The organism is Pseudomonas sp. R76 (assembly GCF_009834565.1).
Taxonomy (GTDB): domain Bacteria; phylum Pseudomonadota; class Gammaproteobacteria; order Pseudomonadales; family Pseudomonadaceae; genus Aquipseudomonas.
Genome location: NZ_CP019428.1, coordinates 654118 through 680134, shown reverse-complemented (window position 1 = coordinate 680134; position 26017 = coordinate 654118). Strand labels below are relative to the sequence as shown.

Genomic DNA, 26017 nt, shown 5'->3' with positions numbered 1-26017 from the left:
CTCCCACAGGGTTAAGCCTTATTTCTTGGCTTTGGCCTTGGCGCCACGCTGGCGCTGGGCCTCAAACAGGCAGACGCCAGTGGCAACCGACACGTTGAGACTGCTGACGCTACCGGCCATCGGCAAGTGCACCAGGTAATCACAATGCTCACGGGTCAGGCGACGCATGCCTTTGCCTTCGGCGCCCATGATCAGGATGGTCGGGCCGGTGAGGTCCTGGTCATAAATGCTGACCTCAGCCTCGCCTGCCGTACCCACGACCCACAGGCCGCGCTGCTGGAGTTTCTCCAGAGTGCGCGCCAGGTTGGTCACGGCGACCAGCGGAATCACTTCCGCCGCGCCGCACGCCACTTTACGCACGACGGGCGTCAGGGTGGCCGACTTGTCTTTGGGCACAATCACCGCCAGCGCGCCGGCAGCATCCGCCGAACGCAGGCAGGCGCCCAGGTTGTGCGGGTCGGTCACGCCGTCCAGCACCAGCAGCAACGGCGCGCCTTCGGTGCGATCGAGCAACTCGTCGAGCATCGCCTCGCCCCAGACCTGGCTCGGGCTCACGTCCGCCACCACGCCCTGGTGAACGCCTTCTACCCACACGTCCATTTCGCGGCGCTCGGCCTGGCCGATGGCAACCTTGTTTTGGGTGGCCAACTCGACCAGCGCTTGAACGCGTGGCTCGCTACGGCCTTCGGCCAACCACACCTGCTTGACGCGCTTGGGGTGATGACGCAGCAGTGCTTCTACGGCGTGAACGCCGTAGATTTTTTCCAGACTCATGACTTGGCCTTAGGTTTGCGCGACCCGCCGTTTTTCGCGGGAGCCGAACCCGCTTTTGGCGGGCCTTTACGGTGTTTACTCGGTTTGCTCGACGGCTTTTCCGCCTCGCGGGACTTTCCCCCAGACGCCGCTTTACCACCGCTTTTGGCTTCGTTGAGCAACTGCTGCTTCAACTCGCGGCTGCGGCGCAGCTCGGCGTTTTTCGCCGCTGCATCGCTTGGGCGGTAGGCTTCAGGCGCCTTTTCCTTGGCCGACGAACGACGACCCGCCTTGGCGGGCGCTGGCTCGGCGACCGCTGCTTTCGCAGGAGCACCTTTGCCTTTGGCGGCCGGCGCTGCGGTTTCGCCGCCACGTTTTTTACGGCCAGTCGGTTCGGCGGGTTTATCAGGCATGCCGAAGTCGATCTTGCGCTCGTCGAGGTCGACGCGCATGACCTGCACTTCCACCGTGTCGCCCAAACGGAAGCTGCGACCAGTGCGCTCGCCCGCCAGGCGGTGATGCACAGGGTCGAAGTGGTAGTAGTCGCCCGGCAAGGCGGTGACGTGCACCAGGCCTTCGACGTAGATATCCGTCAGCTCGACAAACAGGCCAAAGCCGGTCACGGCGGTGATTACACCTGGGAACGTCTCGCCCACGCGGTCTTTCATGAACTCGCACTTGAGCCAGTTCACTACGTCGCGGGTGGCTTCGTCGGCGCGGCGCTCGCTCATGGAGCACTGCTCGCCCAGCTGTTCCAGGGCCGCTTCGTCGTACGGATAGATCCGCGCTTTCGGAATGGTCATGGCACCGGCGCGCTTGACGTGCGGGGTGTTCTGCTTGGAATGGATCACGCTGCGGATCGCCCGGTGCGTGAGCAGGTCCGGGTAACGACGAATCGGCGAGGTGAAGTGGGTGTACGCCTCGTAATTCAGGCCGAAGTGGCCCTGGTTATCGGCGCTGTACACCGCCTGGCTCAGGGAGCGCAGCATCACGGTCTGGATCACGTGGTAATCCGGACGGTCCTTGATGCTTGCGAGCAGTGCCTGGTAATCCTTCGGCGTCGGGCCGTCCTTGCCTTTGTGCAGGGACAGGCCGAGCTCACCGAGGAACGCGCGCAGCTTCTCCAGACGCTCCGGCGGCGGGCCGTCGTGCACGCGGTACAACGCAGGAATCTCGTGCTTTTTGAGGAACTCTGCAGTGGCCACGTTGGCCGCCAGCATGCATTCCTCGATCAGCTTGTGCGCATCGTTACGGGTGGTCGGGATGATTGCGGCGATCTTGCGCTCGGAACCGAAGACAATCCGGGTTTCCTGGGTTTCAAAATCGATCGCGCCACGCACGTGACGTGCGCCCAGCAGCACCTTGTACAGCGAATACAGCTGCTTGAGGTGCGGCACCACGCCAGCGTATTCGGTACGCAGGGCTTTGGCTTCGCTGGTCTTCGGCGTTTCCAGGATGGTGCTGACCTTGTTGTAAGTCAGACGTGCCTGGGAGTGGATCACCGCTTCGTAGAACTGGTAGTCGGTCATTTCGCCGGTTTTCGAGATGGTCATCTCGCACACCATGGCCAAACGGTCGACTTTCGGGTTCAGGGAGCACAGGCCGTTGGACAGCTGCTCAGGCAGCATCGGAATCACGCGCTCAGGGAAGTACACGGAGTTGCCGCGCACCTGAGCTTCGTTATCCAGGGCCGAACCAATCTTCACGTAGCTGGACACGTCGGCAATCGCGACGAACAACTTCCAGCCGCCGGAGAACAGGCGCAGCTTGCCAGGCTTGGCTTCGCAGTAAACCGCATCGTCGAAGTCGCGGGCATCTTCGCCGTCAATGGTGACAAACGGCAGATGGCGCAGGTCGATGCGTTTTTCTTTGTCTTTCTCTTCCACTTCCGGCTTGAGCTTGGCGGCTTCTTTAAGCACAGCCTCAGGCCAGACGTGAGGAATATCGTAGGTGCGCAGCGCAACGTCGATTTCCATGCCCGGCGCCATGTAGTTGCCGACCACTTCAACGATATCGCCTTGCGGCTGGAAGCGCGCAGTAGGCCAGTGGGTGATTTTCACCTCGACGAACTGGCCGACCTTGGCAGCGCCATTGCGGCCCGGGGTGATCAGCACTTCCTGCTGGACCTTCGGGTTATCCGGCACAACAAAGCCAATACCGCCTTCTTCGAAGTAGCGGCCAACGATGGACTCGTGGGCACGCGACACCACTTCGACGATCACACCTTCACGGCGACCACGACGGTCAAGGCCGGAAACCCGCGCCAGGGCACGGTCGCCATCGAACACCAGGCGCATTTGCGCAGGGCTCATGAACAGGTCGTCGCTGCCGTCATCCGGGATCAGGAAGCCGAAGCCATCACGGTGACCGGCGATGCGGCCAAGGATCAGGTCGAGCTTATCCACAGGCGCGTAAGTGCCACGGCGGGTGTAGATCAGTTGAGCATCGCGCTCCATGGCACGCAAACGGCGGCGCAGGGCTTCGAGCTGGTCTTCGGTGGTCAGACCGAATTCTTCAACCAGCTGCTCGCGGCTAGCAGGCGAACCCCGATCGGCGAGGTGCGCCAGGATCAGTTCGCGGCTAGGAATAGGGTTTTCATATTTTTCCGCTTCACGAGCGGCCTCGGGATCGAGGGACTGCCAATCGGCCATTAGAGAGTTTTCACCTTGTCTATATGCGGGTTAGTTTGGCATACGCGTATTGAAACGGGAAATTTCAGTCCTCAACAAGCGTTTAAAAGGCCTTTGTCGCCCTCGTAACGCACCTTGCACGACCATTGGCGAAATTTTCCAGACTTTTTTCATAGCAGGGCTTTACAGCTCAAAATCGCCTCCGTATAGTGCGCGCCATCGACGACGGCAACGTTGTTGATGCTGCCCAGGTGGTGAAATTGGTAGACACGCCAGCTTCAGGTGCTGGTGATCGCAAGGTCGTGGAAGTTCGAGTCTTCTCCTGGGCACCAATTTCAAACTCAAGGTTCTGCCTCGAGTCTCCAAAAACCCGCGAAAGCGGGTTTTTGCGTTTCAGGCCTTTGATTTTTAACGAGAATCTTGATTTATATTTTTGAATCAGGGGTTTACAGATCAAAAAGCCCTCCGTATAGTTCGCTCCATCAACGGCGCAAGCGTTGTTGATAATGCCCAGGTGGTGAAATTGGTAGACACGCCAGCTTCAGGTGCTGGTGATCGCAAGGTCGTGGAAGTTCGAGTCTTCTCCTGGGCACCAAATTCAGATCAAACCCGCGAAAGCGGGTTTTTTCGTTTCCGGGGTTTGAAAACCTGCCGGACGATTTTCCCCTTGTCCGCACTTGAGAAGTTTTATCGTTTATCCTTGTAAGGATTTGTTGCACTCAAGTGAGGAAAACCCCGGATGATGATCCGCGATACCCGTCTCAAGACATCCCTTCTGCGTGGCCTGACCATCACTCTGCTCGGCCTGAGCCTGCTCTCGCCCGCCGCCTATTCCGCCGACAAGGTCTCACTGACCCTGTACAACGGCCAACACAAAGAAGTCGGCGATGAACTCGCCAAAGCCTTCGAAGCCAAGACCGGCATTCACGTCAACGTGCGCAAAGGCAGCAGCAACCAGCTGGCCAGCCAAGTCGTCGAAGAAGGCGACCGCTCCCCCGCCGACGTGATCTACACCGAAGAATCGCCGCCGCTGAACAAACTCGGCGAACAAGGCCTGCTCGCCAAGATCGACGCCAGCACCCTCGACGTATTGCCCAAAGACTATGTCGGCAGCAACGGCGACTGGATGGGCGTGACCGCACGCACCCGCGTCGTGGCATTCAACCCGAAGCTGATCGCTGAAAAAGACCTGCCCAAATCGGTGCTGGATTTCGCCAGCCCCGAGTGGCAAGGCAAAGTCGGCTTCGTACCCACCAGCGGCGCATTCCAGGAACAAGCCGTGGCGATCATCAAGCTGCACGGTCGCGAAGCCGCTGAAGAATGGCTGACCGGCCTGCGCGCTTTCGGCAAGGTCTACAGCAACAACATGGTTGCGCTCAAAGCCGTGGAAAACGGCGAAGTCGCCACGGTGCTGGTGAACAACTACTACTGGTTTGCCCTGAAGAAAGAAAAAACCAACCTGGATTCGCAACTGCATTACTTCACCAATGGTGATGCCGGCGGCCTGATCACCGTGTCGTCCGCTGCCGCGCTGAAATCCAGCAAGCACCCTAAAGAAGCCCAGCAGTTGCTGGCCTTTATGGCCAGCGAAGAAGGCCAGCGCGTGATCACCAACACCTCGGCCGAATACCCGCTGCGCAAGGGCATGGAATCGAGCCGTGGCCTCAAGCCTTTCAGCGAGCTGCAACCGCCGAAAGTCACGCCTGCGGACCTTGGCAATGCCGAAGAAGCCCTGGACCTGGAACGTGACGTTGGCTTGAACTGATGAACCCATCGCGCCCCGCCCCCGCCTTGCGCGGGGGTTTCAGCCCGAGGCGCAAGCGCCCTTCGATCTGGCTGCTGATTCCCGTCCTGTTCCTGGTCTGCTTGAGCCTGCTGCCCTTGGTGTATGTCGGGACTAAAGCCTGGCAAGCGGGCTGGGCGGAAGCGGTGCATCTGCTGTGGCGGCCTTATGTATTCGGGCTGCTGCGCAACACCCTGGCGCTGATGATTGGCGTGACGGTGGCTTGTGGTGTGATCGGCTTATCGCTGGCCTGGCTGCTGGAGCGCAGCAACCTGCGGGGGCGACGCATTTGGGGCGTGATCCTGTGCCTGCCGTTTGCGGTGCCGGCGTTTGTCAGCAGTTTTACCTGGGTGTCGCTGAGCGCCAACTTCGAAGGGCTGGGCGGGGCGATCCTGGTGATGACCCTGTCCAAGTACCCGCTGGTGTTTCTGCCGGTGGCGGCGACGCTGCGCAATCTTGACCCGTCCCTGGAAGAATCGGCCCGCACCTTGGGGCTGAATCGCTGGGGCGTATTTTTTCGCATCACACTGCCCTTGCTGTGGCCTTCATTACTGGCCGGGGCGCTGCTGATTGCTCTGCATATGCTGGTGGAATTCGGCGCGTTGTCGATCATCGGCCTGCAGACCTTTACTACCGCGATTTACCAGCAATTCGAATTGGAATTCAGCAATGCCAACGCCGCGATGCTCTCGGCGGTATTGCTGGTGATGTGCCTGACGCTGCTGTGGCTGGAATTGCGCGTGCGCGGCAAGGGCCGACATGTGCGCATCGGCCAGGGCGCGGCGCGGCATGCTGAACAGGTCAAGCTGGGCAAGTGGGCGCCACTGGGCCAAGTGTATTGCCTGGCGCTGGCGATCATTGGCAGCGGCATTCCGCTGGGGATGCTCGGGTATTGGCTGGCGGTGGGTTCGTCGGCGGCCTTTCCCGTGGCCGAGATCGGTGAGGCACTGCTGTCTTCACTGGCTCTATCGCTGGGCGGCGCAGCCCTTTGCCTGGCGTTGGCCGTGCCTGTGGGGCTTCTGGTGGTGCGCTACAAAGGCCAGCTGGCGATCTGGGCCGAGCGCCTGCCGTACCTGCTGCATGCTCTGCCCGGCCTGGTGATCGCACTGACGCTGGTGTATTTCGCCCTGCATTACGTGCCGGCGCTTTACCAGACGTCTGCGCTGCTTTTGATCGCCTATGCGCTGCTGTTCCTGCCACTGGCGCAGGCGCCGATTCGCACGGCCCTGAACAAGGCTGCACCGCAGCTGGAAGAAGCTGCGCGCACACTGGGCGCGTCGTCGTTCAGCGCGTTTTGTCGGGTGACTTTGCCGATTATTTTCCCGGCTTTGGGCGCGGCGTTTGCGCTGGTGTTTCTGGATGCGATGAAGGAATTGACGGCGACATTGCTGCTCAGTCCGACGGGGCTGAACACCTTGGCCACCGCCGTGTGGGCGCATACCTCGAATGTGGAGTTTGCGGCAGCGGCGCCGTATGCGGCGCTGCTGATTCTGGTGTCGGGGTTGCCGGTGTATTTGCTCACGACTCGGATGTATCTGAGCCGCTGAAACAGCGATCGCAGGCAAGCCAGCTCCCACATATAACTGCATTCCAAGGTTGGAACTCGGTCAGCTGTGGGAGCTGGCTTGCCTGCGATAGCGCCGGTACAGGCACCACTAAGCCCGAAACTGCCCCAAACTCGCCTTAAGCTGCGCCGCCAACCCATCCAGCACCTTGCCACTCGCCGTAGTCTCCACCACCGCCTGCGCCGCACGCTCAGCCTGGGCATGAATCACCTCGACCCGGCCACGCACCGCATGCGCGCCTTGCGCCTGATGCTCCGCCGCACGCGTCGCCAAGCCAATCGCCGCATGCACCTGCTCCACCGAAGCCTGCACCGTCTGCTGCAGGCGCACACTGTCGCGCAGCACCAGCAAGCCTTCGTTGGCTTGCCGCCCGGCTTTGCTGATGGTTTCCACCGCCTCACGCGCGCCCTGCTGCAACGCCACGATATGCGCCTGGATATCACCCGTGGAGCTTTGGGTTTTACTCGCCAGCGCACGCACCTCGTCAGCCACCACCGCAAAACCACGTCCGGTCTCACCGGCCCGCGCAGCTTCGATGGCCGCGTTCAGCGCCAACAGATTGGTCTGCTCGGCGATGCCATGAATCACCGTCAGCACCACTTCAATTTGCTCGCTTTGCTGGGCCAGGCGCTCAATGACCTGGGAGCCGGCCTGAACCTGCCCAGCCAAGGCCTCGATCAAGCTGCCGACCTCCGCCGAGGTGCGCGAGTTTTCATCCGTAGCCTGGCGAATATCCACCACCTGCTGCAATGCCGCCTGCATCGCATGGCTTTCGGCCTGAGCCTCATCGGCCATTTGCGACAGCGCGCGCAGGCTCTCGGCCACCTCATCGCGCTGCAAACCGGCCGCCTTGTCAGCCCCGGCATTGCGCAAGGTCATGGCACCGATTTCCACGCCCGTGCGCTGGGCCACATCACCGGCCTCACGCACGATGGGCTGCAACTTATCCACAAAGCGATTGACCGCCGAGGCCATGTCGCCGATCTCGTCCTTACTGCTGATTTGCACGCGCTTGGTGAGGTCGCCCTCGCCCGCCGCCAGGTCATCCATGGCCGCGATCAACAGCTTCAGGCGATTGACCACACGCCGGCCCAGCACGATGGCGATCAGCAGTAATACACCGAACCCGACAATCGCCAGCCCCATGCCGATGCGCCAGCGCAAGGTGCCTGCAGCCTCCTGCACGGCGCTGGTGGTATTGGCGGTCATCTGCGTGGCGGTGGCTTGCGCAGACTGCAGGCGCGCGCCCATGGCCGCTGCGCTGTCGGCAGCCGCGCCCTTGAGGCTGTCACCCACCAGCTGATCACTGCTGGCAATCAGCGCTGCAAACCGCTTGTCCAGCGCCGCCAGGTCTGTCTCGACCGCCGTGGTCGAAACCCCCATGCGGACTTTGCCGATCTCTACGCCGTTAGGGCTGATGGAGGCTTCGACGTAAAACACGGAAGGATCATTTTTCGCCGCATCCAAGACCTTATCCAGGGCACGGTCGCCCTGACCTTTGGCCAGCAATGCCTGGTTGATCGGGTTGTCACGGTTCAGATAGCGGGTCAGATGCTCCCCGGCGGCATCGTCGTAGACCACGAACAACACGTTGGGATTGCGCTGGGCACGCCGGGCGAATTCCGACAACGTCGGCACGTCGCTGTCCCACATGGCGCGCGGCGCCACCGAGGCCAGCAGTTGTGCCATGTCGTTGGCAGAGTCTTGCAGGTCTTTTTCCAGCGTCGCACGCAGTTGCTTCTGCTCGTCCTTCAGACGCGTGGAGAGCCCTGTGGTCAGACGTTGGCGTGTGCTGGAAGACAAGCTGTCCAGACTGGAGGTGACTTCCTTGCCGGCTTGCGCCAGCTCACCGGAAAGTTTCTGGCTGTCGACGCCCAGGCGGTTGCCCAAATCAGCTTCCAATGCAGTCACAGTGCTTCGCGTCAGGGCGACGGCCACCAGCACTTGCACCAAAAGAGCGATACCTAGGGTAACGAACACCGGCCGCAACAGTCGGCTTTGTAACAATGAGAGAACGGCAGACACTGGAAATCCCTCCACCACGGGTGCCATTAATTTGATAGCACCGCTAAAGAAAGAACCATAGCAAGGGTCGTGCCGTTTGCCAGCCAGATACGACAAAGGGCTCCCGAAGGAGCCCTTTGCTTTTTACATCAACAGCTTATTAAGCGAACGGGTGACGCAGAACGATGGTCTCGTTGCGGTCCGGGCCCGTCGAAATAATGTCGATTGGCGCGCCGATCAGCTCTTCAACGCGCTTGATGTAAGCACGCGCATTGGCAGGCAGCTCTTCCAGGGTTTTGGCGCCCACGGTCGATTCGGTCCAGCCTGGCACTTCTTCGTACACAGGCTGCAGGCCTACGTAGCTGTCAGCGTCGGTCGGGGCAACATCTTTACCGTCTGCATCTTTGTAGCCGATGCAGATGTTGATGGTTTCCAGACCGTCGAGCACGTCCAGCTTGGTCAGGCAGATGCCCGAGATGCTGTTCACATCGATAGCGCGACGCAGGATAACGGCGTCGAACCAGCCGCAACGACGAGCACGGCCAGTGGTAGCACCGAACTCGTGACCTTGTTTGGCCAGGTGTGCGCCAACGTCGTCGAACAGCTCAGTCGGGAACGGGCCCGAACCTACGCGAGTGGTGTAAGCCTTGGTGATGCCCAGGATGTAGTCCAGGAACATCGGGCCAACACCCGAACCGGTCGCCACGCCACCAGCGGTGGTGTTGGAGCTGGTCACGTACGGGTAGGTGCCGTGGTCGATGTCGAGCAACGAACCCTGGGCGCCTTCGAACATGATGTCTTTGCCGGCGCGACGCAGGTCGTGCAGCTCAGCGGTCACGTCGAGCATCAGCGGCTTGAGCAGCTCAGCGTATTCCTTGCACTCGGCCAGGGTCTTTTCAAACTCGATGGCCGGCTCTTTGTAGTAACCGACCAGCATGAAGTTGTGGTAATCCACCAGTTCACGCAGCTTGTCTTCAAAGCGCGGCATGTTGAGCAGGTCGCCCACACGCAGGCCACGACGTGCAACCTTGTCTTCGTAGGCCGGGCCGATGCCGCGACCGGTCGTACCGATCTTCAGCTCGCCACGGGCCTTTTCACGGGCCTGGTCCAGCGCAACGTGGAAGGACAGGATCAGCGGGCAGGACGGGCTGATACGCAGGCGCTCACGCACCGGTACGCCTTTCTCTTCCAGCTTGGTGATCTCACGCAGCAGGGCGTCAGGTGCAACCACCACACCGTTGCCGATCAGGCACTGCACGCCTTCGCGCAGTACGCCCGACGGGATCAGGTGCAAGACGGTTTTTTCGCCATCGATGACAAGGGTGTGGCCAGCGTTGTGGCCACCTTGGTAGCGCACTACGGCGGCAGCATGTTCGGTCAGCAGATCAACGATCTTGCCTTTGCCCTCATCACCCCATTGGGTGCCCAGGACTACGACATTCTTACCCATAACACTTGTCCTCATTCGCGCAAACTTGGTGCCGGCGATGGCCGGCAGGAAAACTCAAGAAGCCAGTGGCGATACTTGCCAAAGCCCGTTCTGCAGAATCAATTGCCGGTCGCAGTCCGCATCACGGGCGGCGGCCAATGGCTGGCCAGGCAACGCCTGGACAACACGCTGACCCTCACTGCGCAACTGGCAAACCTGCTGCCAGAGTGCTGCGTCCGTACTGTCGGGCATCCAGATGCCACCAGACGGCAGCTCGACCTCAGCACGCCCCAGGGTCACCAGGGTTTTCAAATCGGTGGAAAAGCCAGTCGCCGGACGCGCGCGACCGAAGTCAGCGCCGATATCGTCATAACGACCGCCTTGGGCGATGGCCTGGCCAACACCCGGTACAAACACCGCGAACACCACACCGGTGTGGTAGTGGTAGCCGCGCAATTCACCCAGGTCGAAATACAGCGGCAACTCCGGGAACCGCGCCGACAAACGCTCGGCAATCGCCAATACGTCATCCAGCGCGGCCAAAACTGGCGCCGGCGCATTGGCCAGACGCTCACGTGCAGCCACCAGCACTTCACGGCCGCCGCACAGGTTCACCAGTGCGCGCAACATGTCAGCCAGATCGGCAGGCACGCCAGCGGTCAGGGCGATGACTTCATCGATGGCCTTGCGCTGCAGGGCATCGAACAATTGTTGCTCCACTTCACCGGACAAACCGGCCGCACGGGCCAGGCCACGGTAGATACCCACATGGCCCAGGTCCATGTGCACATCCGGCACATCCGCCAGTTGCAGCATGGCCAGCATCAAGCTGATCACTTCTACGTCGCTGCTCGGGCTGGCATCGCCGTACAGCTCGGCGCCCAACTGGATCGGGCTACGAGAAGACGACAAGGCTCGCGGCTGGGCATGCAGCACGCTGCCGGCATAGCACAGACGGCTCGGGCCTTCGCGACGCAGGGTGTGCGCATCGATACGCGCCACTTGCGGCGTGATGTCGGCACGAAAGCCCATTTGCCGGCCCGATTGCGGGTCGATGACCTTGAAGGTGCGCAGATCCAGGTCCTGGCCCGCGCCGGTCAGCAGGGATTCCAGGTACTCGATATGCGGGGTCACGACAAACTCGTAACCCCAGCTCTGGAACAGATCCAACACCTGGCGACGCGCTACTTCAATGCGCGCAGCTTCTGGTGGCAGTACTTCTTCGATGCCATCTGGCAGCAGCCAGCGGTCTACCGTTGCCATTACGCCATTCCCCTATGATCCGGGCGACCAGCCTTCGGCCGAGCCCTGAGTGAAGCAGAAAATGCCCGGCCCCTGCATAAACAACGCGCAAGAACGACGTGACGAAATGGCCTGCTAGCGGCCTCGTCGGGCACTTTCCTCGAAAAACCTGTCACGCCTGCCGAATCAAACATGCAGACGCAAAAAAGCCGGGAATTTCCCGGCTGCCGCATCATACACCCGTTTTCTGAAAGGATCACCCCGCCAGGCATTTTAGCCGCCCGACGGAGTGGGCCCTACAGAATCACCGGCTGCTTACTTGGACTTTTCCAGGTAGCGGAAGAAGTCGCTGCTTGGGTCCAGCACCATGACGTCGGTTTTGTTCGCGAAGCTTTCACGGTAGGCACGCAGGCTACGGTAGAACGCGTAGAACTCCTGGTCCTGGCCGTAAGCCTTGGCGTAGATCGCCGCGGCTTGAGCGTCGCCATCACCACGGGCCTCTTCAGACTCGCGATAGGCTTCTGCCAGCAGTACACGGCGCTGACGGTCGGCATCCGCACGGATACCTTCAGCCAACTCGTTACCCTTGGCGCGGTGCTCACGGGCTTCACGCTCACGCTCGGTGCTCATACGCTCGAACACGCTGCGGTTCACTTCCTTGGGCAGGTCGATCGCCTTGACCCGGACATCGACAACTTCGATGCCCAGCTCTTTTTCAGCCATGGTGTTCAACGAACGCGTGATATCCGCCATCAGCGCATCACGCTCACCGGATACCACCTCGTGCAGGGTGCGTTTACCAAACTGGTCACGCAGGCCCGATTCCAGACGGCGCGACAAACGCTCGTCGGCAATCTGCTTGAGGCCGGAAGTCGCAGTGTAGAAGCGCTCGGCATCCTTGACGCGCCACTTGGCGTAGGCGTCAACCATCACGGCTTTCTTTTCCAGGGTCAGGAAGCGCTGTGTCGGTGCATCCAGGGTCATCAGGCGGCCATCGAACTTGCGCACCTGGTTCACGTAGGGGACTTTCACATGCAGGCCCGGCTGGACATCCGCCTGGACCACACGACCGAATTGCAGCAACACCGCGCGCTCGGTCTGAGACACGATGTAGAAGCAGTTCCAGGCAGCGATGACCACGACGACGCCCACAATCAGGGCGGTCAGCGATTTATTGCTCATCAACGACTCTCCCTGGTACGTGTTTGCTGTTGCAGCAAGTCAGCGGCCGCACGGGCACTGGCTTCATTGGCAGCCGACGTAGAACTGCTGGACGGCGCATTGCTGCCGCCACTGCTACGACCACCTTCGATCATCTTGTCCAGCGGCAGGTACAGCAGGTTGTTCTGCCCACCTTTGCTACCGGTCACGAGAACCTTGCTGGTGTTGCTGAAGACTTCCTGCATGGTGTCCAGGTACAGACGCTCACGCGTGACTTCCGGAGCCTTGCGGTACTCGGCGACCAGCTTGGTAAAGCGATCCGCCTCACCCTTGGCGCGGGAGACCACTTCGTCGCGGTAACCGTTGGCATCTTCAAGGATACGCTGGGCCTGACCACGGGCTTCCGGCACGACGCCGTTGGCGTAGGTTTCAGCCTGGTTGCGCGAACGCTGCTCGTCTTCACGGGCGCGGATCACGTCGTCAAAGGCTTCCTGCACTTCGCGCGGTGCGGCTGCGCTCTGTACGTTCACCTGGGTGACGGTGATACCGGTGCGATACGTATCGAGGAACCGTTGCAGGCGCTCCTTGATCTCGCTGGCCATCAATTCACGACCTTCGGTCAGCACCTGGTCCATGGCGGTGGAACCCACCACGTGGCGCAGGGCGCTTTCGGTTGCGTGTTGCAGGCTAATCTCTGGCTGATCAACGTTCAGCACGAAATCCTGCAGGTTGCTGATCTTGTACTGCACGGTCAGCGGCACTTCGACGATGTTCTCGTCTTCGGTCAGCATCTGGCCCTGCTTGGTGTAGGCACGCTCACGCGTGACGTTCTCCATGTACTTCTTGTCGATCGGGGGGAAGTAGATGTTCAGGCCCGGGCCGACAGTCTCGTAGTACTTGCCGAAGCGCAGCACTACGGCTTGCTCCTGCTCGTCGACTACGTAAACCGCGCTGTACAGCCACACGGCTGCGAGCACGACAAGACCCAGGCCCAGCAGGCCATAGCCACCGCCCTTGCTTGTGCGACCGCCGTCGTCACCACCACGTTTTTTCCCACCACCGAACAACCCATTCAGGCTTTCCTGCAGCTTTCGGAAGGCCTCGTCGAGATCTGGTGGCCCCTTGCGGTCGCCATTATTGCGGCGTTTACCACCCCAAGGATCCTGATTATTCGAGTTGCCACCCGGCTCATTCCAAGCCATAGCGCTCTCCATCTGATAAAGCAAAGACGCACCCACGGCGCGCCGACCAATGCTACAGAATGCCTGCTGCTGCGGCACAACCGCTTTAGAAGGCTTTTATTGCAAAGTGTGTTGTTCGAGGAACTCCGTCGGCACAACGCCTTCACGGCTGACCAGCCGATTCAGCTCCGAGCGCGGCAATCGAACGGCCAGCAAGCTGACACCCTCTTCGTCGTATTCTTCTTTCTGTACCGCGCCCAACTCGAAAAACTGTGCACGCAGTCGAGCAAAACGCTGAGGCAAGCGCAAGGTGCCGACAAACAAATCGCTGCCCAACAGCTCGGCAATGGCTTGTTCAAGCAATTCCAAACCACTGCCGTCACGTGCCGACAGCCAGACCCGCTGGGGCTTGCCGTCTTCGTCGCGCTGGATTTGTGGCTCAACGCCTTCAAGCAAATCGAGTTTGTTATAGACCTCGAGGATCGGCAAGTCCTGTGCACCAATCTCGCCCAGTACCACCATCACCTGTTCAATCTGCAGCATGCGATCCGGTTCGGCCGCATCGATCACGTGCAACAGCAGGTCGGAATTGCTCGACTCTTCGAGCGTAGACCGAAACGCCTCGACCAGCTTGTGGGGCAGGTGACGAATGAAACCCACGGTATCGGCCAGGACAATCGGCCCCAGGTCGTCCAGTTCCAGACGGCGCAAGGTCGGGTCGAGGGTAGCGAACAGTTGGTCGGCCGCGTAAACGTCCGATTTCGTCACGTTATTGAACAGTGTGGATTTGCCGGCGTTGGTATAGCCCACCAGGGAAACGGTAGGGATATCCGCACGCATACGGCCACGGCGCGATTGTTCGCGCTGGCTGCGTACTTTTTCCAGGCGGCCCTTGATCTGGCGCAGGCGAACCCGCAGCAGACGGCGGTCGGTTTCGAGCTGGGTTTCACCCGGCCCGCGCATGCCGATACCGCCACCCTGACGCTCAAGGTGAGTCCAGCCGCGAACCAGCCGGGTGCTCATGTGATCAAGCTGGGCCAGTTCTACCTGGAGCTTGCCTTCATGGGTACGGGCGCGCTGGGCGAAAATATCGAGAATCAGACCGGTGCGGTCGATCACGCGACACTCGAAAACACGTTCGAGGTTACGTTCCTGACTGGGCGTGAGGGTGTGATTGAAGATCACCAGATCGGCTTCTTCAGCGTGGACCAGGTCGCGCAGTTCCTCGACCTTGCCGCTGCCAATCAGGAATTTGGCGGTTGGCCGATGACGCGGCACGTTAAAAAACGCAACGGTCTCGGCGCCGGCCGAATTTGCCAACTCCTGAAACTCCTGCGGATCTTCGCGCGCCTCAGGGTCCTGTCCATCCAAGTGAACGAGGATTACTCGCTCACCACCACCGTGGCGCTCAAAGAACAAAGGAGACTCCTATCAGGCGTTACCTGGCTCAGCGTCACCGGCTTCGTCACCTGCTGCGCTAGGCAGACGGATAGGACGAACAGGAACGACTGTCGAGATAGCGTGCTTGTAAACCATCTGGCTGACGGTGTTTTTCAGCAGGATCACGAACTGGTCGAACGACTCGATCGTGCCTTGCAGCTTGATCCCGTTGACCAGGTAGATGGAAACCCCCACTTTCTCTTTACGTAAAGTATTCAAGTAAGGGTCTTGTAGCGAATGCCCTTTTGACATGTGCCGCACTCCTTTAAGGATCAATAATAAAATTCGGAAAATAGATAGCTTATGGCCGTCACACCCCCAAGGATAGACGGCAATTGCAAGGACTCAGCTCAATATGGAGACCGATCCCAAGTATTTCAAGGCGCGTGACAGATTGTCGCTGTCCAGGCTGTCCAGCCAGTGCAAATCGCTCCAACTGCGCAACCAGGTGAACTGGCGTTTCGCCAATTGGCGCGTGGCAATGACGCCGCGCTCCTGCATTTCGGCTGACGTCAGCTTGCCATCCAGATGATCCCAGACTTGGCGGTAGCCAACAGCACGTATCGACGGCAACCCAGCATGCAGGTCACCTCGGGAACGCAGCGCTACGACCTCGTCCACAAACCCCTGTTCCAACATAATTGTGAATCTTTGTGCAATTCGTTCATGCAACACCTGGCGATTTGCCGGAGCAATGGCCAGATTCGCCACAGTATAGGGTAATACTGCCTGCCCAGATGCGCCTGCGTCAGCACTTTGCGCAGTTTGTTTCAGCCGATGTTCAGTCATGGTCTGGCCGCTGACCCGCCAAACTTCCAGCGCGCGAGTAAGGCGCTGCGGGTCATTGGGGTGAATACGCGCCGCCGACACCGGGTCAACCGCCGCCAATTGGTCGTGCAGGGCTTGCCAGCCAAGGCGTACAGCCTCTTCCTCAAGTTCGGCGCGCACTTGGGCGTCAGCCGGCGGCATATCCGCCAGGCCTTCCTGCAAAGCCTTGTAATAGAGCATGGTGCCGCCCACCAGCAGCGGAATATTGCCCCGCGCGGTGATTTCGGCCATGGCCGCCAGTGCATCAGTGCGGAAATCCGCGGCGGAATAGCTCTCGGCCGGGTCGATGATGTCGATCAGCTTATGCGGATACTCAGCCAGCAGGGCTTTGGAAGGCTTGGCCGTACCGATGTCCATGTCCCGGTAAACCAGGGCAGAGTCGACACTGATCAGCTCGCACGGCAACACCTTGGTCAGCTCGATAGCCAGGTCAGTCTTGCCGGCGGCCGTAGGGCCCATCAGGAAGATCGCGGGGGGCAAGGCGCTCATCAACGGCCGCGCAAAAACAGTTTGTCCAGATCGTCCAGGCCCATTTGGGTCCAGGTCGGTCGGCCATGGTTGCATTGCCCACTGCGCTCGGTGTTTTCCATATCACGCAGCAAACCGTTCATTTCCGGCAAGGCCAGGCGGCGGTTGGCGCGGATCGCACCGTGGCAGGCCATGGTGCCGAGCAGTTCATTGATATGGGCCTGGATGCGGTCACTGGTGCCGTATTCCATCAGGTCCGCCAGCACGTCGGCGACCAGACGGTTGGCTTCGGCCTGCTTGAGCAGCGCGGGAATCTGGCGGATTGCCAGGGTTTCCGGGCCCAGGCGCTGCAATTCGAAGCCCAGTTTCTGGAACACGCTGTGGTGTTCTTCTGCGCAATCGGCTTCACGCTGGCTGACGGCCAGGGATTCAGGCACCAGCAACGGCTGACCGCTGAGGCCTTCGCTGGCCATGGCGATCTTCAGGCGCTCGTACATGATCCGCTCATGGGCGGCATGCATGTCCACCAGCACCAGGCCGTGGGCGTTTTCCGCAAGAATGTAGATGCCCTTGAGCTGCGCCAGCGCATAACCGAGCGGCGGGATATCACCGCCACCTTCCGGCAAGGCCACAGCGCCCGGCTCGGCACCCGGCAGCGGCGCAAAAAATTCGCGATAGGCCGCCTGGGCTTCTGCCACCGGCACTGCCGATTGCGGGCGCGGCGTGTATTGATACTGATAGCCGGCACCAGAACCGGAGCCCGCCGGTGTCGTATAGCTCGGCTGCGACTGTGGCGACTGCAGCAAGTTGGCTGCCAGGCTCATTTCGCCTTGCGGGCCAAACTCACCGGCCTGCGGACCACTCGGCCGCACCACCGCCGTTACGATCGGCGCAGACAGCTGATCATCCGGGCGCACATCGCCCAAGGCGCGGTGCAGCGTGCCGTAAAGGAAGTCATGCACCATGCGCCCGTCACGGAAGCGCACTTCGTGTTTGGTCGGGTGCACGTTGACGTCGACCACCGACGGGTCGACTTCAAAAAACAGTACAAACGTAGGATGCCGCCCGTTGAACAGCACGTCGCGGTAGGCCTGGCGCACCGCATGGGCCACCAGTTTGTCGCGTACCGCGCGGCCATTCACGAAGAAATACTGCAAGTCCGCCTGGCTACGCGAGAAGGTCGGCAAGCCCACCCAACCCCACAACCGCAAGCCATTGCGCTCGATTTCAATCGGCAGCGCCTGCTCCAAGAAGCCCGCGCCGCAAATTGCCGACACACGCCGCGCGCGCGCTGCGTCGTCATGGGCTTCGTGCAGGCTGAGGATGGTCTTGCCGTTGTGGCGCAGGTGAAACGCCACGTCGAAACGCGCCAAAGCCAAGCGTTTGATGACTTCTTGCAGGTGATCGAATTCGGTTTTTTCAGCTTTGAGGAATTTGCGCCGCGCCGGGGTGTTGAAGAACAAGTCGCGGACTTCCACCGAGGTGCCCACCGGGTGCGCCGCCGGCTGCACGCGGGGCGCCATGTCGCGGCCTTCGGTTTCCACCTGCCAGGCCTGCTCGGCGCTGCGGGTGCGGGACGTCAGGGTCAGGCGTGCCACCGAACTGATCGACGCCAGGGCTTCACCACGAAAACCCAGGCTCATCACCCGCTCAAGGTCTTCGAGGTCGCGAATCTTGCTGGTGGCGTGACGCGCCAGGGCCAGCGGCAGGTCATCAGACGAGATACCGCTGCCGTCGTCGCGCACGCGCAGCAGCTTGACGCCGCCCTGCTCCACGTCCACATCAATGCGCTTGGCGCCGGAGTCGATGCTGTTTTCCAGCAGCTCCTTGATCACCGACGCCGGGCGCTCAACCACCTCGCCCGCGGCAATCTGGTTGGCCAGGCGCGGGCTGAGCAGCTCGATGCGCGAACCGCTGTTCAAGACTGACTCGCTCATTATTGCGCCGCCAATTCGGTGCCAGGGATGGTCAACACCTGGCCGACTTTCAACTCATCGGTTTTCAGGTTATTGGCGCTGCGCAAGGTAGCAGCCGAGACCTGGAAACGCACGGCCAGCATGGCCAGGGTATCGCCGGGCTGCACGCGATGGTCACGCGGGCCCTGGGCGATTTTCCCGGAGTCGCGCAGCCAGGCAATGTAGGTGCCCGGTGGCGGGTTCTGCTGGAAGAACTGGCGAATGCCCGCGCTGATCGAACGCGCCAGCGCCTGCTGGTGGCTGGCACTGGCCAGCTTCGAGGCCTCGTTGGAGTTGGAGATAAACCCGGTTTCCACCAGGATCGATGGAATGTCCGGCGACTTCAGCACCATGAACCCGGCCTGTTCCACGCGCTGCTTGTGCAAGGAGGTGACGCGACCGATGTTGCTCAGGACTTTCTGGCCGACGTTCAAGCTGGAAGTCAGCGAAGCGGTCATCGACAGGTCGAGCAGTACACCGGCGAGCATTTTGTCTTTGTCGTCGAGGGATACGTTGCCGGCCCCGCCGATCAAGTCGGAACGGTTTTCACTGTCGGCCAGCCAACGCGCAGTCTCGGACGTGGCGCCGCGATCCGACAGCGCAAACACCGAGGCACCGAAGGCCGCGGCCGACGGTGCCGCGTCGGCGTGGATCGACACGAACAGGTCGGCGCCCTTCTTGCGCGCGATTTCGGTACGACCGCGCAACGGGATGAAGTAGTCGCCGGTACGCGTCAGCTCGGCGCGATAGCCTTTCATGCCATTGACCTGACGCTGCAGTTCACGAGCGATGGCTAATACCACGTCTTTTTCATGCTGGCCGCGCGAGCCGGAGGCGCCCGGGTCTTCACCGCCGTGACCGGCATCGATCACCACGATAATGTCACGCTTGCCCGCCGGCGCTGGCGGCGGCGGTGGCAGCTTGACCTGCGGCTGCGACGGGTTGACCGGCACGGCGGGCACCGTCGCCACGCTCGGGGTTGGCGCAGGCGGCGGCGCGGCATCGGCGGCGTTGTCGAACAGGTCGACCACCAATCGGTTGCCGTATTGGGCGTTAGGCGCCAGCACAAAGCTTTTCGGGGTCACGGCCTTTTTCAGGTCGATGACCACACGCAGGTCGGTCGGCGTGCGCTGGGCCGAGCGCATCGCGGTAATCGGCGTGTTGGCCGTGGAGACTTTCAGCGGCGCGGCCAGGGTCGCGCCGTTGATGTCGATCACCAGGCGATCAGGCGCCGTCAGGGTAAAGACGCTGTGCTGGACCGGGCCAGACAGGTCGAACACCAGTCGCGTGTTATCCGGCGCTCGCCACAGGCGAACACTTTTCACCTGTGAAGCAGCCAGAGCATTGAAAGTCATTGCCGCAAGCAACACCCCTACGACAGCAACCATCGCGCGAAAGCGCATACCTAACCCCACCAATTATTTGAATTCCAATGCCAAAGCGGCGCACCACGACTGACCGCGCGCGCTTTGGGGCAACAACTTCAGCTGACGTCCAGATTCATGCGGCGTAATGGTAATGGTCAGGTCCGGCTTTGGCAAAAAGCCTGTGCCTTTATCTGGCCACTCGATCAGGCACAACGCGTCTTCGTCGAAGTAATCACGGATACCCATGTACTCCAGCTCTTCGGGGTCGACCAGGCGATAGAGGTCGAAGTGGAAAGCGCGCACCTCACCGATTTCATAAGGTTCGACCAAGGTAAACGTCGGGCTTTTTACCGCGCCCGTGTGGCCCAACCCGCGAATAATGCCGCGTGACAGCGTGGTCTTGCCCGCCCCCAGGTCGCCTTCAAGAAAAATCAGCCCAGCGCCCTTCGTCACCTGGGCGATGCGCTGACCGAGCGCAACCATCGCGTCTTCGTTGGCCAGAAAAAGGGTTACTTCAGACACGGTGACTGCTCCTCCAGCAATTGACGAATGGCAGGTATCAGGTCGCTGGCAGCCAAACCGCGACCAAAGGTGCCTTGGCGATCCCCCGCCGTGGCGTGCAACCACACGGCCAGGCAGCTGGCCTCATAGGCTGGCATGCCTTGGGCCAGCAATGCGCCGACCAGCCCGCTCAATACATCCCCCAGGCCCGCCGTGGCCATCGCCGGGTGGCCTTGGTCGCAGCGTGAAACCCGCCCGTCCGGGCTGGCAATCAAACTGCCAGCACCCTTGAGGATAGCCACTGCATTGAATTTTTGGCTCAACGCGCGCGCCACCTTAAGGCGATCGGCCTGAACCTCGGCTGTCGTGATGCCCATCAAACGCGCGGCCTCGCCAGGGTGTGGGGTGATCACCGAGTGGGCCGGCAAGCTGACACTGCCAGTGGCCAGCTGGTTCAAGGCGTCCGCATCCCAGACCTGCGGTTGCTTGGCGTTAGCGGCAACGGACAACAGGCTTTTACCCCAGGAAGCAACACCCAGGCCTGGGCCGATGACGATCACTGAGATTTTTTCCAGCAGCCCCATCAACTGGTTGGCCGAACTCACGCCCACCGTCATGACTTCCGGCAAGCGCGCCAACGCGGCCGGCACGTGTTCAACACGGGTCGCCAGCGAGACCATGCCCGCGCCACTGCGCAGGGCACTTTCTGCGCTCAATAGCGCAGCACCGCCAAAGCCGCGGTCGCCGCCGATGACCAGCAGGTGGCCGAACTGGCCTTTATGGGCGTCCGGGGAACGTGCAGCCAGTTGCGGCAAATGGCCGTGCAATAAGGGTTGTACGTCGGTTATTGCGTGTTTTGTCTGCGGCATGCGTCTTCAAGCTCCGATGTCTGGCAGAATTATACCTATCTAACCTGCGGTTTCCCTTGTCTCATGCCTGCCATCACCACCGATCTGCCCGCCCTCGCCCAATCGATCAAAGACTGGGGCCGCGAGCTGGGCTTTCAACAAGTCGGCATCAGCGGCCTGGACCTGGCCGAGCATGAGCAGCATCTGCAACGCTGGCTCGACGCGGGCTACCACGGCGAGATGGATTACATGGCCGCCCATGGCAGCAAACGCTCGCACCCCGACGAACTGGTGCCGGGCACGCTGCGTGTGGTGTCGCTGCGCATGGACTATCTGCCTGGCGACACCCAAATGGCGCAATTGCTGGCCAAGCCAGAAAAAGCCTACATATCCCGTTACGCCCTCGGCCGCGACTACCACAAGCTGATCCGCAAGCGCGTGCAGCAACTGGCCGACCGCATTCAGGCGCAGATCGGCCCGTTTGGCTTTCGCGCCTTTGTCGACAGCGCGCCGGTGCTGGAAAAAGCCATCGCCGAACAGGCCGGTCTCGGCTGGATCGGCAAAAACACCCTGGTGCTCAATCGCAAGGCCGGCAGCTACTTCTTTTTGAGCGAGCTGTTTGTCGATTTGCCGTTGCCGGTCGACGCCCCGCACAGCACCGAGCACTGCGGCCGCTGCACCGCGTGTTTGGACATTTGCCCCACCAATGCCTTCGTCGGCCCCTATGTACTGGACGCGCGACGCTGCATTTCCTACCTCACCATCGAACTCAAGAGCGCCATCCCAGAAGACTTGCGCCCGCTGATCGGCAATCGCGTGTTCGGTTGCGATGACTGTCAGATCGTTTGCCCGTGGAATCGTTTCGCCCGCGCCACCACTGAGGGCGATTTCAAGCCACGGCATAATCTGGATAACGCTGAGCTGGCCGAACTGTTTATGTGGGACGAGGATAAATTCCTCAGCAGCACCGAAGGCTCGCCCCTACGCCGCGCCGGTTATGAGCGCTGGCTGCGCAATTTGGCGGTCGGGCTGGGCAATGCGCCGTCGAGTATTCCGGTGCTGGAAGCCTTGAAGGCGCGCCGGGATTACCCCTCGGAACTGGTGCGCGAACACGTGGAGTGGGCGCTCAACAGGCACGCTACGCGTTAGTGCACGTCGTCGTTGTAGACGAACTTGGGCATTTCCCAGTGAAAACGAATCGCCAGCAGACGCAGTAGAAAGCCACTGAACAACGTCAGCAGAATCGCTTGCTCGCTCGGCAGCGCAAGGTAAAGGCACAGCATGTAGAACCACGCGGCCAGGAACGACACGCTGGCATACAGCTCACGGCGGAAGATCAGCGGGATGTCGTTGCAGAAAATATCTCGCAGGATGCCGCCGAACACCCCGGTGATCACGCCGCTGACCGATGCCACCAACATGCCGTGGCCCATTTCCAGCGCGGTCATGCAGCCGATCAAGGTGAACGCCACCAGGCCGACGGCATCGAGCGCCAAGAACAGCGAGCGCAGGTGGCGCATCAACGGCGCGATAAAGATCGTCACCAATGCCGCGATGGAGGTCAGCACCAGGTATTCCGGGTGCTTGACCCACGTCAGCGGGTAATGCCCCAACAGCACATCGCGCACCGAACCACCGCCCAGGGCGGTGACGCAGGCAATCAGCACCACGCCAAACCAGTCCATACCGCGCCGCCCGGCGGACAGGGCGCCGGTCATGGCTTCGGCGGTGATGGCGATGAGGTAGAGCATCAACAGCATGATGGCGATCCTTGCAAAGAGGCGCGCAGTCTAATCATTTGGTGATGGCACCAAAAGGGGGCGTTTGGCGAAAGACCGAGGCGCGCCCTTCGCGAGCAAGCCCGCTCCCACATTCGACTGCATTCCAAAGGTGGAAATCGGTTAAATGTGGGAGCGGGCTTGCTCGCGAAGGCGTCGGCTCAGGCACTACATCTTCAAGCCTTGATGAAATGCTTGCGGTAATGCTGCAACTCAGCAATCGATTCGCGAATATCATCCAGCGCCAAATGGGTGCTGCCCTTATGGAAGCTGTCTTTAACTTCCGGCGCCCAACGTGCAGCCAGCTCTTTCAAAGTGGACACATCCAGGTTTCGATAGTGGAAGTAGCTTTCCAGCGCCTTCATGTGCGTATAAAGGAAGCGGCGATCCTGGCAAATGCTGTTGCCACAGATCGGCGACTTGCCCTTGGGCACCCACTTTTCCAGGAAGGCGATGGTTTCAGCTTCGGCGTCAGCCATGCTGATGCGGCTGTCGCGCACGCGCTGGGTCAGGCCGGAGTTGCCGTGGGTGCGGGTGTTCCACTCGTCCATGGTGGCGAGTACGGCGTCGCTGTGGTGAATGGCGATCACCGGACCTTCGGCCAAGGTGTTGAGGTTGCTGTCGGTGACAATCGTCGCCATCTCGATGATGACGTCGGTGTCGGGGTTCAGACCGGTCATTTCCAGATCGATCCAAATCAGGTTCTGTGGGTTTTGCATGGCTTGATTCTCTTGGCACCTTGGCTTAGCTGCGCAGTTTAGCAGGCGGGGCCGTGCTAGACTCGCGACCGTTTTACCCAACCTTTGCATTATCGACACGGAACACCAATGGCCAAACGCCAGCTCAACCGTCGCCAAAACTGGCGCATCGAAAAGATTCAAGGTGAACGCGCCGCTCGCGCCGCCAAACGTGAATCCTCCGCCGTGGAAGCGCTCGAGGGCGGCGACCTGGGCCCCGAACAAACGGGCCTGGTGATCGCGCACTTTGGTGTGCAGGTCGAAGTCGAGGCGCTCGAAGGCGAACTCGCAGGCTCTGTTTCCCGTTGCCACTTGCGCGCCAACCTGCCTGCGCTGGTCACCGGCGACAAGGTGGTGTGGCGTGCCGGCAACCAGGGCATCGGCGTGATCGTCGCCCAGTTGCCGCGTACCACCGAATTGCGCCGCCCCGACAGCCGCGGCCAGCTCAAGCCGGTGGCGGCCAACGTCGACATGATCGTGATCGTGTTCGCACCGCTGCCAGAGCCGCATGCCAACCTGATCGACCGCTACCTGGTCGCAGCCGAGCATGCGGGCATTCGCCCACTGTTGCTGCTGAACAAATTCGACCTGATCGACGAGCAGAACGCCCCGGCGCTCAACGCGCTGCTGGCGGTGTACCGCACACTGGGTTACCCGGTGCTGGAAGTTTCAGCGCATCACGGCAACGGCATGGAACAGCTGCAACAGCAGTTGGACGGGCGCATCAGCGTGTTCGTCGGCCAGTCGGGCGTGGGCAAGTCGTCGCTGGTCAACAGCCTGCTGCCGGAAGTCGATACCCGCGTCGGCCCGCTGTCGGAGCTGTCTGGCCAGGGCACCCACACCACCACCACCGCGCGGCTGTTCCACTTCCCCGGCGGCGGTGAGTTGATCGACTCCCCAGGCATCCGCGAATTCGGCCTCGGCCACGTCAGCCGCAGCGACGTGGAAGCGGGCTTCATCGAGTTCAACGACCTGATCGGCACCTGCCGCTTCCGCGACTGCAAACACGACCGCGAGCCGGGCTGTGCGTTGCTCAAGGCCCTGGAAGACGGCCGCGTGCAGCAGCAGCGGATGAACAGCTATCGGTCGATTATTGCGAGCTTGCCGGAGAGCAGTTATTGATTGCAGTCATTCACGGCGTACATAATCACTCTGTATCCAGCACAAGCTGGCAGGAGTCTGGATCCTCTCTGAGTCGATCCAGCGGCGTAGTAGGGATCTAATCCCCTGCTACGCGTTGTAGTGGGATGAAGTGAGTTCATTTCTACAGAGCACCTACAAAAAGGCCGCGATCATCGCGGCCTTTTTGTATCTGGATTACGACGCGGGCGCTGGCGCAGGCGCCGTCGGATCTTTCACCCCACCGTCATCAAACAGGTTCAGCTTCTGTCGCAGCTCATGCGCCGGCAGCGGTTCCTGCCCTGGCGGGATGGCGTTCGGGTCGGCCGGCACTTCGCCTGGCGCGCCTTCGCCTTGGGTCGGTGCCGTCGGCGCTGCGCCTTGATCGCCTTCAATCGCGCGCTGGGCTTTTTTGGTCAGCACGACGATATCGATACGACGGTTGATCGGGTTGAACGGATCCTTGGGATCAAACAGCTGCGAGGACGCAAAACCCACCACGCGGGCCACTTGCGGGTCCGGATAGCTGCCCGCGACCAGCGCACGGCGGGCAGCGTTGGCGCGGTTGGCGGAAAGCTCCCAGTTGCCGAAGTCGCCCTGGCCCGCATACGGCTTGGCGTCGGTGTGGCCGCTGATGCTGATCTTGTTCGGCACCGCCTTGATGGTGTCGGCCATGGCCAGCAGGATGTCCTCAAAGTACGGCTTCAAGCGCGCGCTGCCGGAATCGAACATCGGCCGGTTGGCGGCGTCGGTGATCTGGATGCGCAGGCCTTCCGGGGTGATTTCGAAGGAAATCTGGTCCTTGAATTTCAGCAACTGCGGGTTCTCTTCAACCTTGGTCTGCAGCTCCTGCAGCAACAGCTCCAGGCGCTCTTGCTCGACCTGCTCGGCCATGGCCTCGACGGTGTCGCGCTCAATCGGAATTTTTTCCTGCGGTGCTTCAGTCTTGACCTCGGGGTTGATGGTGCGCTCAGGCGCCAGCTGCGGCGAGCCGCCCAGGTCGATCACAAACGGGGTGCCGCTTTCCGAAAAGCCAATCGGGTCTTTGAAGTAACCGGCGATGGCGATCTTCTGTTCGGGCGTGGCGGTGGACATCAGCCACAGCACCAGGAAGAACGCCATCATCGCCGTCGCAAAGTCGGCGAAGGCGATTTTCCAGGCGCCGCCATGGTGCCCCGCAGCGAAGCGCTTGACGCGCTTGATGATTATCGGCTGGTTGTTTTCCATG

The 26017-nt window shown here is 61.0% G+C and carries 21 protein-coding genes and 2 tRNA genes; 6 read left to right on the top strand and 17 right to left on the bottom strand.

Annotated features, from left to right (window positions below):
* Positions 1 to 18 precede the first annotated feature (18 nt).
* Positions 19 to 774 carry a 23S rRNA (guanosine(2251)-2'-O)-methyltransferase RlmB gene (gene rlmB / locus PspR76_RS02920; protein WP_010213600.1) on the bottom strand — a complete coding sequence of 252 codons (756 nt, stop codon included), beginning with the start codon at positions 772 to 774 and terminating at the stop codon, positions 19 to 21.
* Complete coding sequence (gene rnr, locus PspR76_RS02915; RefSeq protein ID WP_159953890.1) at positions 771 to 3404, bottom strand: ribonuclease R; 2634 nt, start codon at positions 3402 to 3404, stop codon at positions 771 to 773. Before rnr ends, rlmB begins: the two co-directional genes overlap by 4 nt.
* Positions 3405 to 3628: 224 nt before the next feature.
* On the opposite strand from rnr, the gene PspR76_RS02910 reads away from it, so the two are divergent.
* The 4 genes from PspR76_RS02910 (at position 3629) to PspR76_RS02895 (ending at position 6713) form a co-directional block, all read left to right on the top strand.
* Positions 3629 to 3715: transfer RNA gene (locus PspR76_RS02910), tRNA-Leu, on the top strand.
* 176 nt (positions 3716 to 3891) lie between these two features.
* A tRNA-Leu gene (locus tag PspR76_RS02905) sits at positions 3892 to 3978 on the top strand.
* A 144-nt stretch (positions 3979 to 4122) separates the two neighbouring features.
* Complete coding sequence (locus tag PspR76_RS02900) at positions 4123 to 5148, top strand: iron ABC transporter substrate-binding protein (protein WP_159953889.1); 1026 nt, start codon at positions 4123 to 4125, stop codon at positions 5146 to 5148.
* Positions 5148 to 6713 carry an ABC transporter permease gene (locus PspR76_RS02895; RefSeq protein WP_159953888.1) on the top strand — a complete coding sequence of 522 codons (1566 nt, stop codon included), beginning with the start codon at positions 5148 to 5150 and terminating at the stop codon, positions 6711 to 6713. Before PspR76_RS02900 ends, PspR76_RS02895 begins: the two co-directional genes overlap by 1 nt.
* A gap of 108 nt (positions 6714 to 6821) precedes the next feature.
* Here the strand turns inward: PspR76_RS02895 and PspR76_RS02890 are convergent, their stop codons facing one another.
* The 12 genes from PspR76_RS02890 to PspR76_RS02835 all read right to left on the bottom strand — a co-directional run bounded on the left by PspR76_RS02890 (position 6822) and on the right by PspR76_RS02835 (position 21176).
* Entirely contained in the window at positions 6822 to 8756 is a 1935-nt protein-coding gene (locus PspR76_RS02890; RefSeq protein WP_159953887.1) for a methyl-accepting chemotaxis protein, read from the bottom strand.
* A gap of 139 nt (positions 8757 to 8895) precedes the next feature.
* Positions 8896 to 10185, bottom strand: a complete 1290-nt coding sequence (locus tag PspR76_RS02885; protein ID WP_159953886.1) for an adenylosuccinate synthase — start codon at positions 10183 to 10185, stop codon at positions 8896 to 8898.
* A 54-nt stretch (positions 10186 to 10239) separates the two neighbouring features.
* Complete coding sequence (locus PspR76_RS02880) at positions 10240 to 11427, bottom strand: ATP phosphoribosyltransferase regulatory subunit (RefSeq protein ID WP_159953885.1); 1188 nt, start codon at positions 11425 to 11427, stop codon at positions 10240 to 10242.
* 294 nt (positions 11428 to 11721) lie between these two features.
* Positions 11722 to 12588: a protease modulator HflC gene (gene hflC / locus PspR76_RS02875; RefSeq protein ID WP_017138460.1), complete on the bottom strand. Its 867-nt coding sequence runs from the start codon at positions 12586 to 12588 to the stop codon at positions 11722 to 11724.
* Entirely contained in the window at positions 12588 to 13769 is a 1182-nt protein-coding gene (gene hflK / locus PspR76_RS02870) for an FtsH protease activity modulator HflK (protein ID WP_159953884.1), read from the bottom strand. Before hflK ends, hflC begins: the two co-directional genes overlap by 1 nt.
* 96 nt (positions 13770 to 13865) lie before the next feature.
* Positions 13866 to 15167 carry a ribosome rescue GTPase HflX gene (hflX, locus tag PspR76_RS02865; protein ID WP_159953883.1) on the bottom strand — a complete coding sequence of 434 codons (1302 nt, stop codon included), beginning with the start codon at positions 15165 to 15167 and terminating at the stop codon, positions 13866 to 13868.
* Between the two features lie 12 nt (positions 15168 to 15179).
* On the bottom strand, positions 15180 to 15440 hold the full coding sequence (gene hfq, locus PspR76_RS02860; RefSeq protein WP_159953882.1) for an RNA chaperone Hfq: 261 nt from the start codon (positions 15438 to 15440) through the stop codon (positions 15180 to 15182).
* 93 nt (positions 15441 to 15533) lie between these two features.
* Positions 15534 to 16505 (bottom strand): tRNA (adenosine(37)-N6)-dimethylallyltransferase MiaA, encoded by a 972-nt coding sequence (miaA, locus tag PspR76_RS02855; protein WP_159953881.1) that lies wholly within the window; start codon positions 16503 to 16505, stop codon positions 15534 to 15536.
* Positions 16505 to 18421, bottom strand: coding sequence for a DNA mismatch repair endonuclease MutL (mutL, locus tag PspR76_RS02850; protein ID WP_159953880.1), 1917 nt, complete (start codon positions 18419 to 18421; stop codon positions 16505 to 16507). The genes miaA and mutL overlap by 1 nt, the downstream gene beginning before the upstream one ends.
* Entirely contained in the window at positions 18421 to 19842 is a 1422-nt protein-coding gene (locus PspR76_RS02845) for an N-acetylmuramoyl-L-alanine amidase (protein WP_159953879.1), read from the bottom strand. Before PspR76_RS02845 ends, mutL begins: the two co-directional genes overlap by 1 nt.
* 15 nt (positions 19843 to 19857) lie before the next feature.
* On the bottom strand, positions 19858 to 20328 hold the full coding sequence (gene tsaE, locus PspR76_RS02840; RefSeq protein ID WP_159953878.1) for a tRNA (adenosine(37)-N6)-threonylcarbamoyltransferase complex ATPase subunit type 1 TsaE: 471 nt from the start codon (positions 20326 to 20328) through the stop codon (positions 19858 to 19860).
* Positions 20316 to 21176 carry an NAD(P)H-hydrate dehydratase gene (locus tag PspR76_RS02835; RefSeq protein ID WP_159953877.1) on the bottom strand — a complete coding sequence of 287 codons (861 nt, stop codon included), beginning with the start codon at positions 21174 to 21176 and terminating at the stop codon, positions 20316 to 20318. The genes tsaE and PspR76_RS02835 overlap by 13 nt, the downstream gene beginning before the upstream one ends.
* Before the next feature lie 63 nt (positions 21177 to 21239).
* Here PspR76_RS02835 and queG point away from each other — a divergent pair, with 63 nt between their 5' ends.
* Positions 21240 to 22304 carry a tRNA epoxyqueuosine(34) reductase QueG gene (gene queG, locus PspR76_RS02830; protein WP_159953876.1) on the top strand — a complete coding sequence of 355 codons (1065 nt, stop codon included), beginning with the start codon at positions 21240 to 21242 and terminating at the stop codon, positions 22302 to 22304.
* On the opposite strand, the gene PspR76_RS02825 is transcribed toward queG, so the two are convergent.
* Positions 22301 to 22918: a trimeric intracellular cation channel family protein gene (locus PspR76_RS02825; protein ID WP_174245660.1), complete on the bottom strand. Its 618-nt coding sequence runs from the start codon at positions 22916 to 22918 to the stop codon at positions 22301 to 22303. The genes queG and PspR76_RS02825 overlap by 4 nt on opposite strands.
* Before the next feature lie 191 nt (positions 22919 to 23109).
* Positions 23110 to 23652, bottom strand: a complete 543-nt coding sequence (orn, locus tag PspR76_RS02820) for an oligoribonuclease (RefSeq protein ID WP_159953874.1) — start codon at positions 23650 to 23652, stop codon at positions 23110 to 23112.
* Positions 23653 to 23760: 108 nt separating this feature from the next.
* On the opposite strand from orn, the gene rsgA reads away from it, so the two are divergent.
* Entirely contained in the window at positions 23761 to 24792 is a 1032-nt protein-coding gene (gene rsgA, locus PspR76_RS02815; protein ID WP_003171340.1) for a small ribosomal subunit biogenesis GTPase RsgA, read from the top strand.
* A gap of 195 nt (positions 24793 to 24987) precedes the next feature.
* Here rsgA and motB read toward each other — a convergent pair whose 3' ends face one another.
* Positions 24988 to 26016 (bottom strand): flagellar motor protein MotB, encoded by a 1029-nt coding sequence (gene motB, locus PspR76_RS02810; protein WP_159953873.1) that lies wholly within the window; start codon positions 26014 to 26016, stop codon positions 24988 to 24990.
* Position 26017: the final 1 nt, after the last annotated feature.

What these genes read in the sequence shown, in the direction of transcription:
- rlmB (WP_010213600.1), bottom strand. Translation starts at nt 774, where the DNA reads ATGAGTCTGGAAAAAATCTACGGCGTTCACGCCGTAGAAGCACTGCTG.
- rnr (WP_159953890.1), bottom strand. Translation starts at nt 3,404, where the DNA reads ATGGCCGATTGGCAGTCCCTCGATCCCGAGGCCGCTCGTGAAGCGGAA.
- PspR76_RS02900 (WP_159953889.1), top strand. Translation starts at nt 4,123, where the DNA reads ATGATGATCCGCGATACCCGTCTCAAGACATCCCTTCTGCGTGGCCTG.
- PspR76_RS02895 (WP_159953888.1), top strand. Translation starts at nt 5,148, where the DNA reads ATGAACCCATCGCGCCCCGCCCCCGCCTTGCGCGGGGGTTTCAGCCCG.
- PspR76_RS02885 (WP_159953886.1), bottom strand. Translation starts at nt 10,185, where the DNA reads ATGGGTAAGAATGTCGTAGTCCTGGGCACCCAATGGGGTGATGAGGGC.
- PspR76_RS02880 (WP_159953885.1), bottom strand. Translation starts at nt 11,427, where the DNA reads ATGGCAACGGTAGACCGCTGGCTGCTGCCAGATGGCATCGAAGAAGTA.
- hflC (WP_017138460.1), bottom strand. Translation starts at nt 12,588, where the DNA reads ATGAGCAATAAATCGCTGACCGCCCTGATTGTGGGCGTCGTCGTGGTC.
- hflK (WP_159953884.1), bottom strand. Translation starts at nt 13,769, where the DNA reads ATGGCTTGGAATGAGCCGGGTGGCAACTCGAATAATCAGGATCCTTGG.
- hfq (WP_159953882.1), bottom strand. Translation starts at nt 15,440, where the DNA reads ATGTCAAAAGGGCATTCGCTACAAGACCCTTACTTGAATACTTTACGT.
- miaA (WP_159953881.1), bottom strand. Translation starts at nt 16,505, where the DNA reads ATGAGCGCCTTGCCCCCCGCGATCTTCCTGATGGGCCCTACGGCCGCC.
- mutL (WP_159953880.1), bottom strand. Translation starts at nt 18,421, where the DNA reads ATGAGCGAGTCAGTCTTGAACAGCGGTTCGCGCATCGAGCTGCTCAGC.
- PspR76_RS02845 (WP_159953879.1), bottom strand. Translation starts at nt 19,842, where the DNA reads ATGCGCTTTCGCGCGATGGTTGCTGTCGTAGGGGTGTTGCTTGCGGCA.
- PspR76_RS02835 (WP_159953877.1), bottom strand. Translation starts at nt 21,176, where the DNA reads ATGCCGCAGACAAAACACGCAATAACCGACGTACAACCCTTATTGCAC.
- queG (WP_159953876.1), top strand. Translation starts at nt 21,240, where the DNA reads ATGCCTGCCATCACCACCGATCTGCCCGCCCTCGCCCAATCGATCAAA.
- orn (WP_159953874.1), bottom strand. Translation starts at nt 23,652, where the DNA reads ATGCAAAACCCACAGAACCTGATTTGGATCGATCTGGAAATGACCGGT.
- rsgA (WP_003171340.1), top strand. Translation starts at nt 23,761, where the DNA reads ATGGCCAAACGCCAGCTCAACCGTCGCCAAAACTGGCGCATCGAAAAG.
- motB (WP_159953873.1), bottom strand. Translation starts at nt 26,016, where the DNA reads ATGGAAAACAACCAGCCGATAATCATCAAGCGCGTCAAGCGCTTCGCT.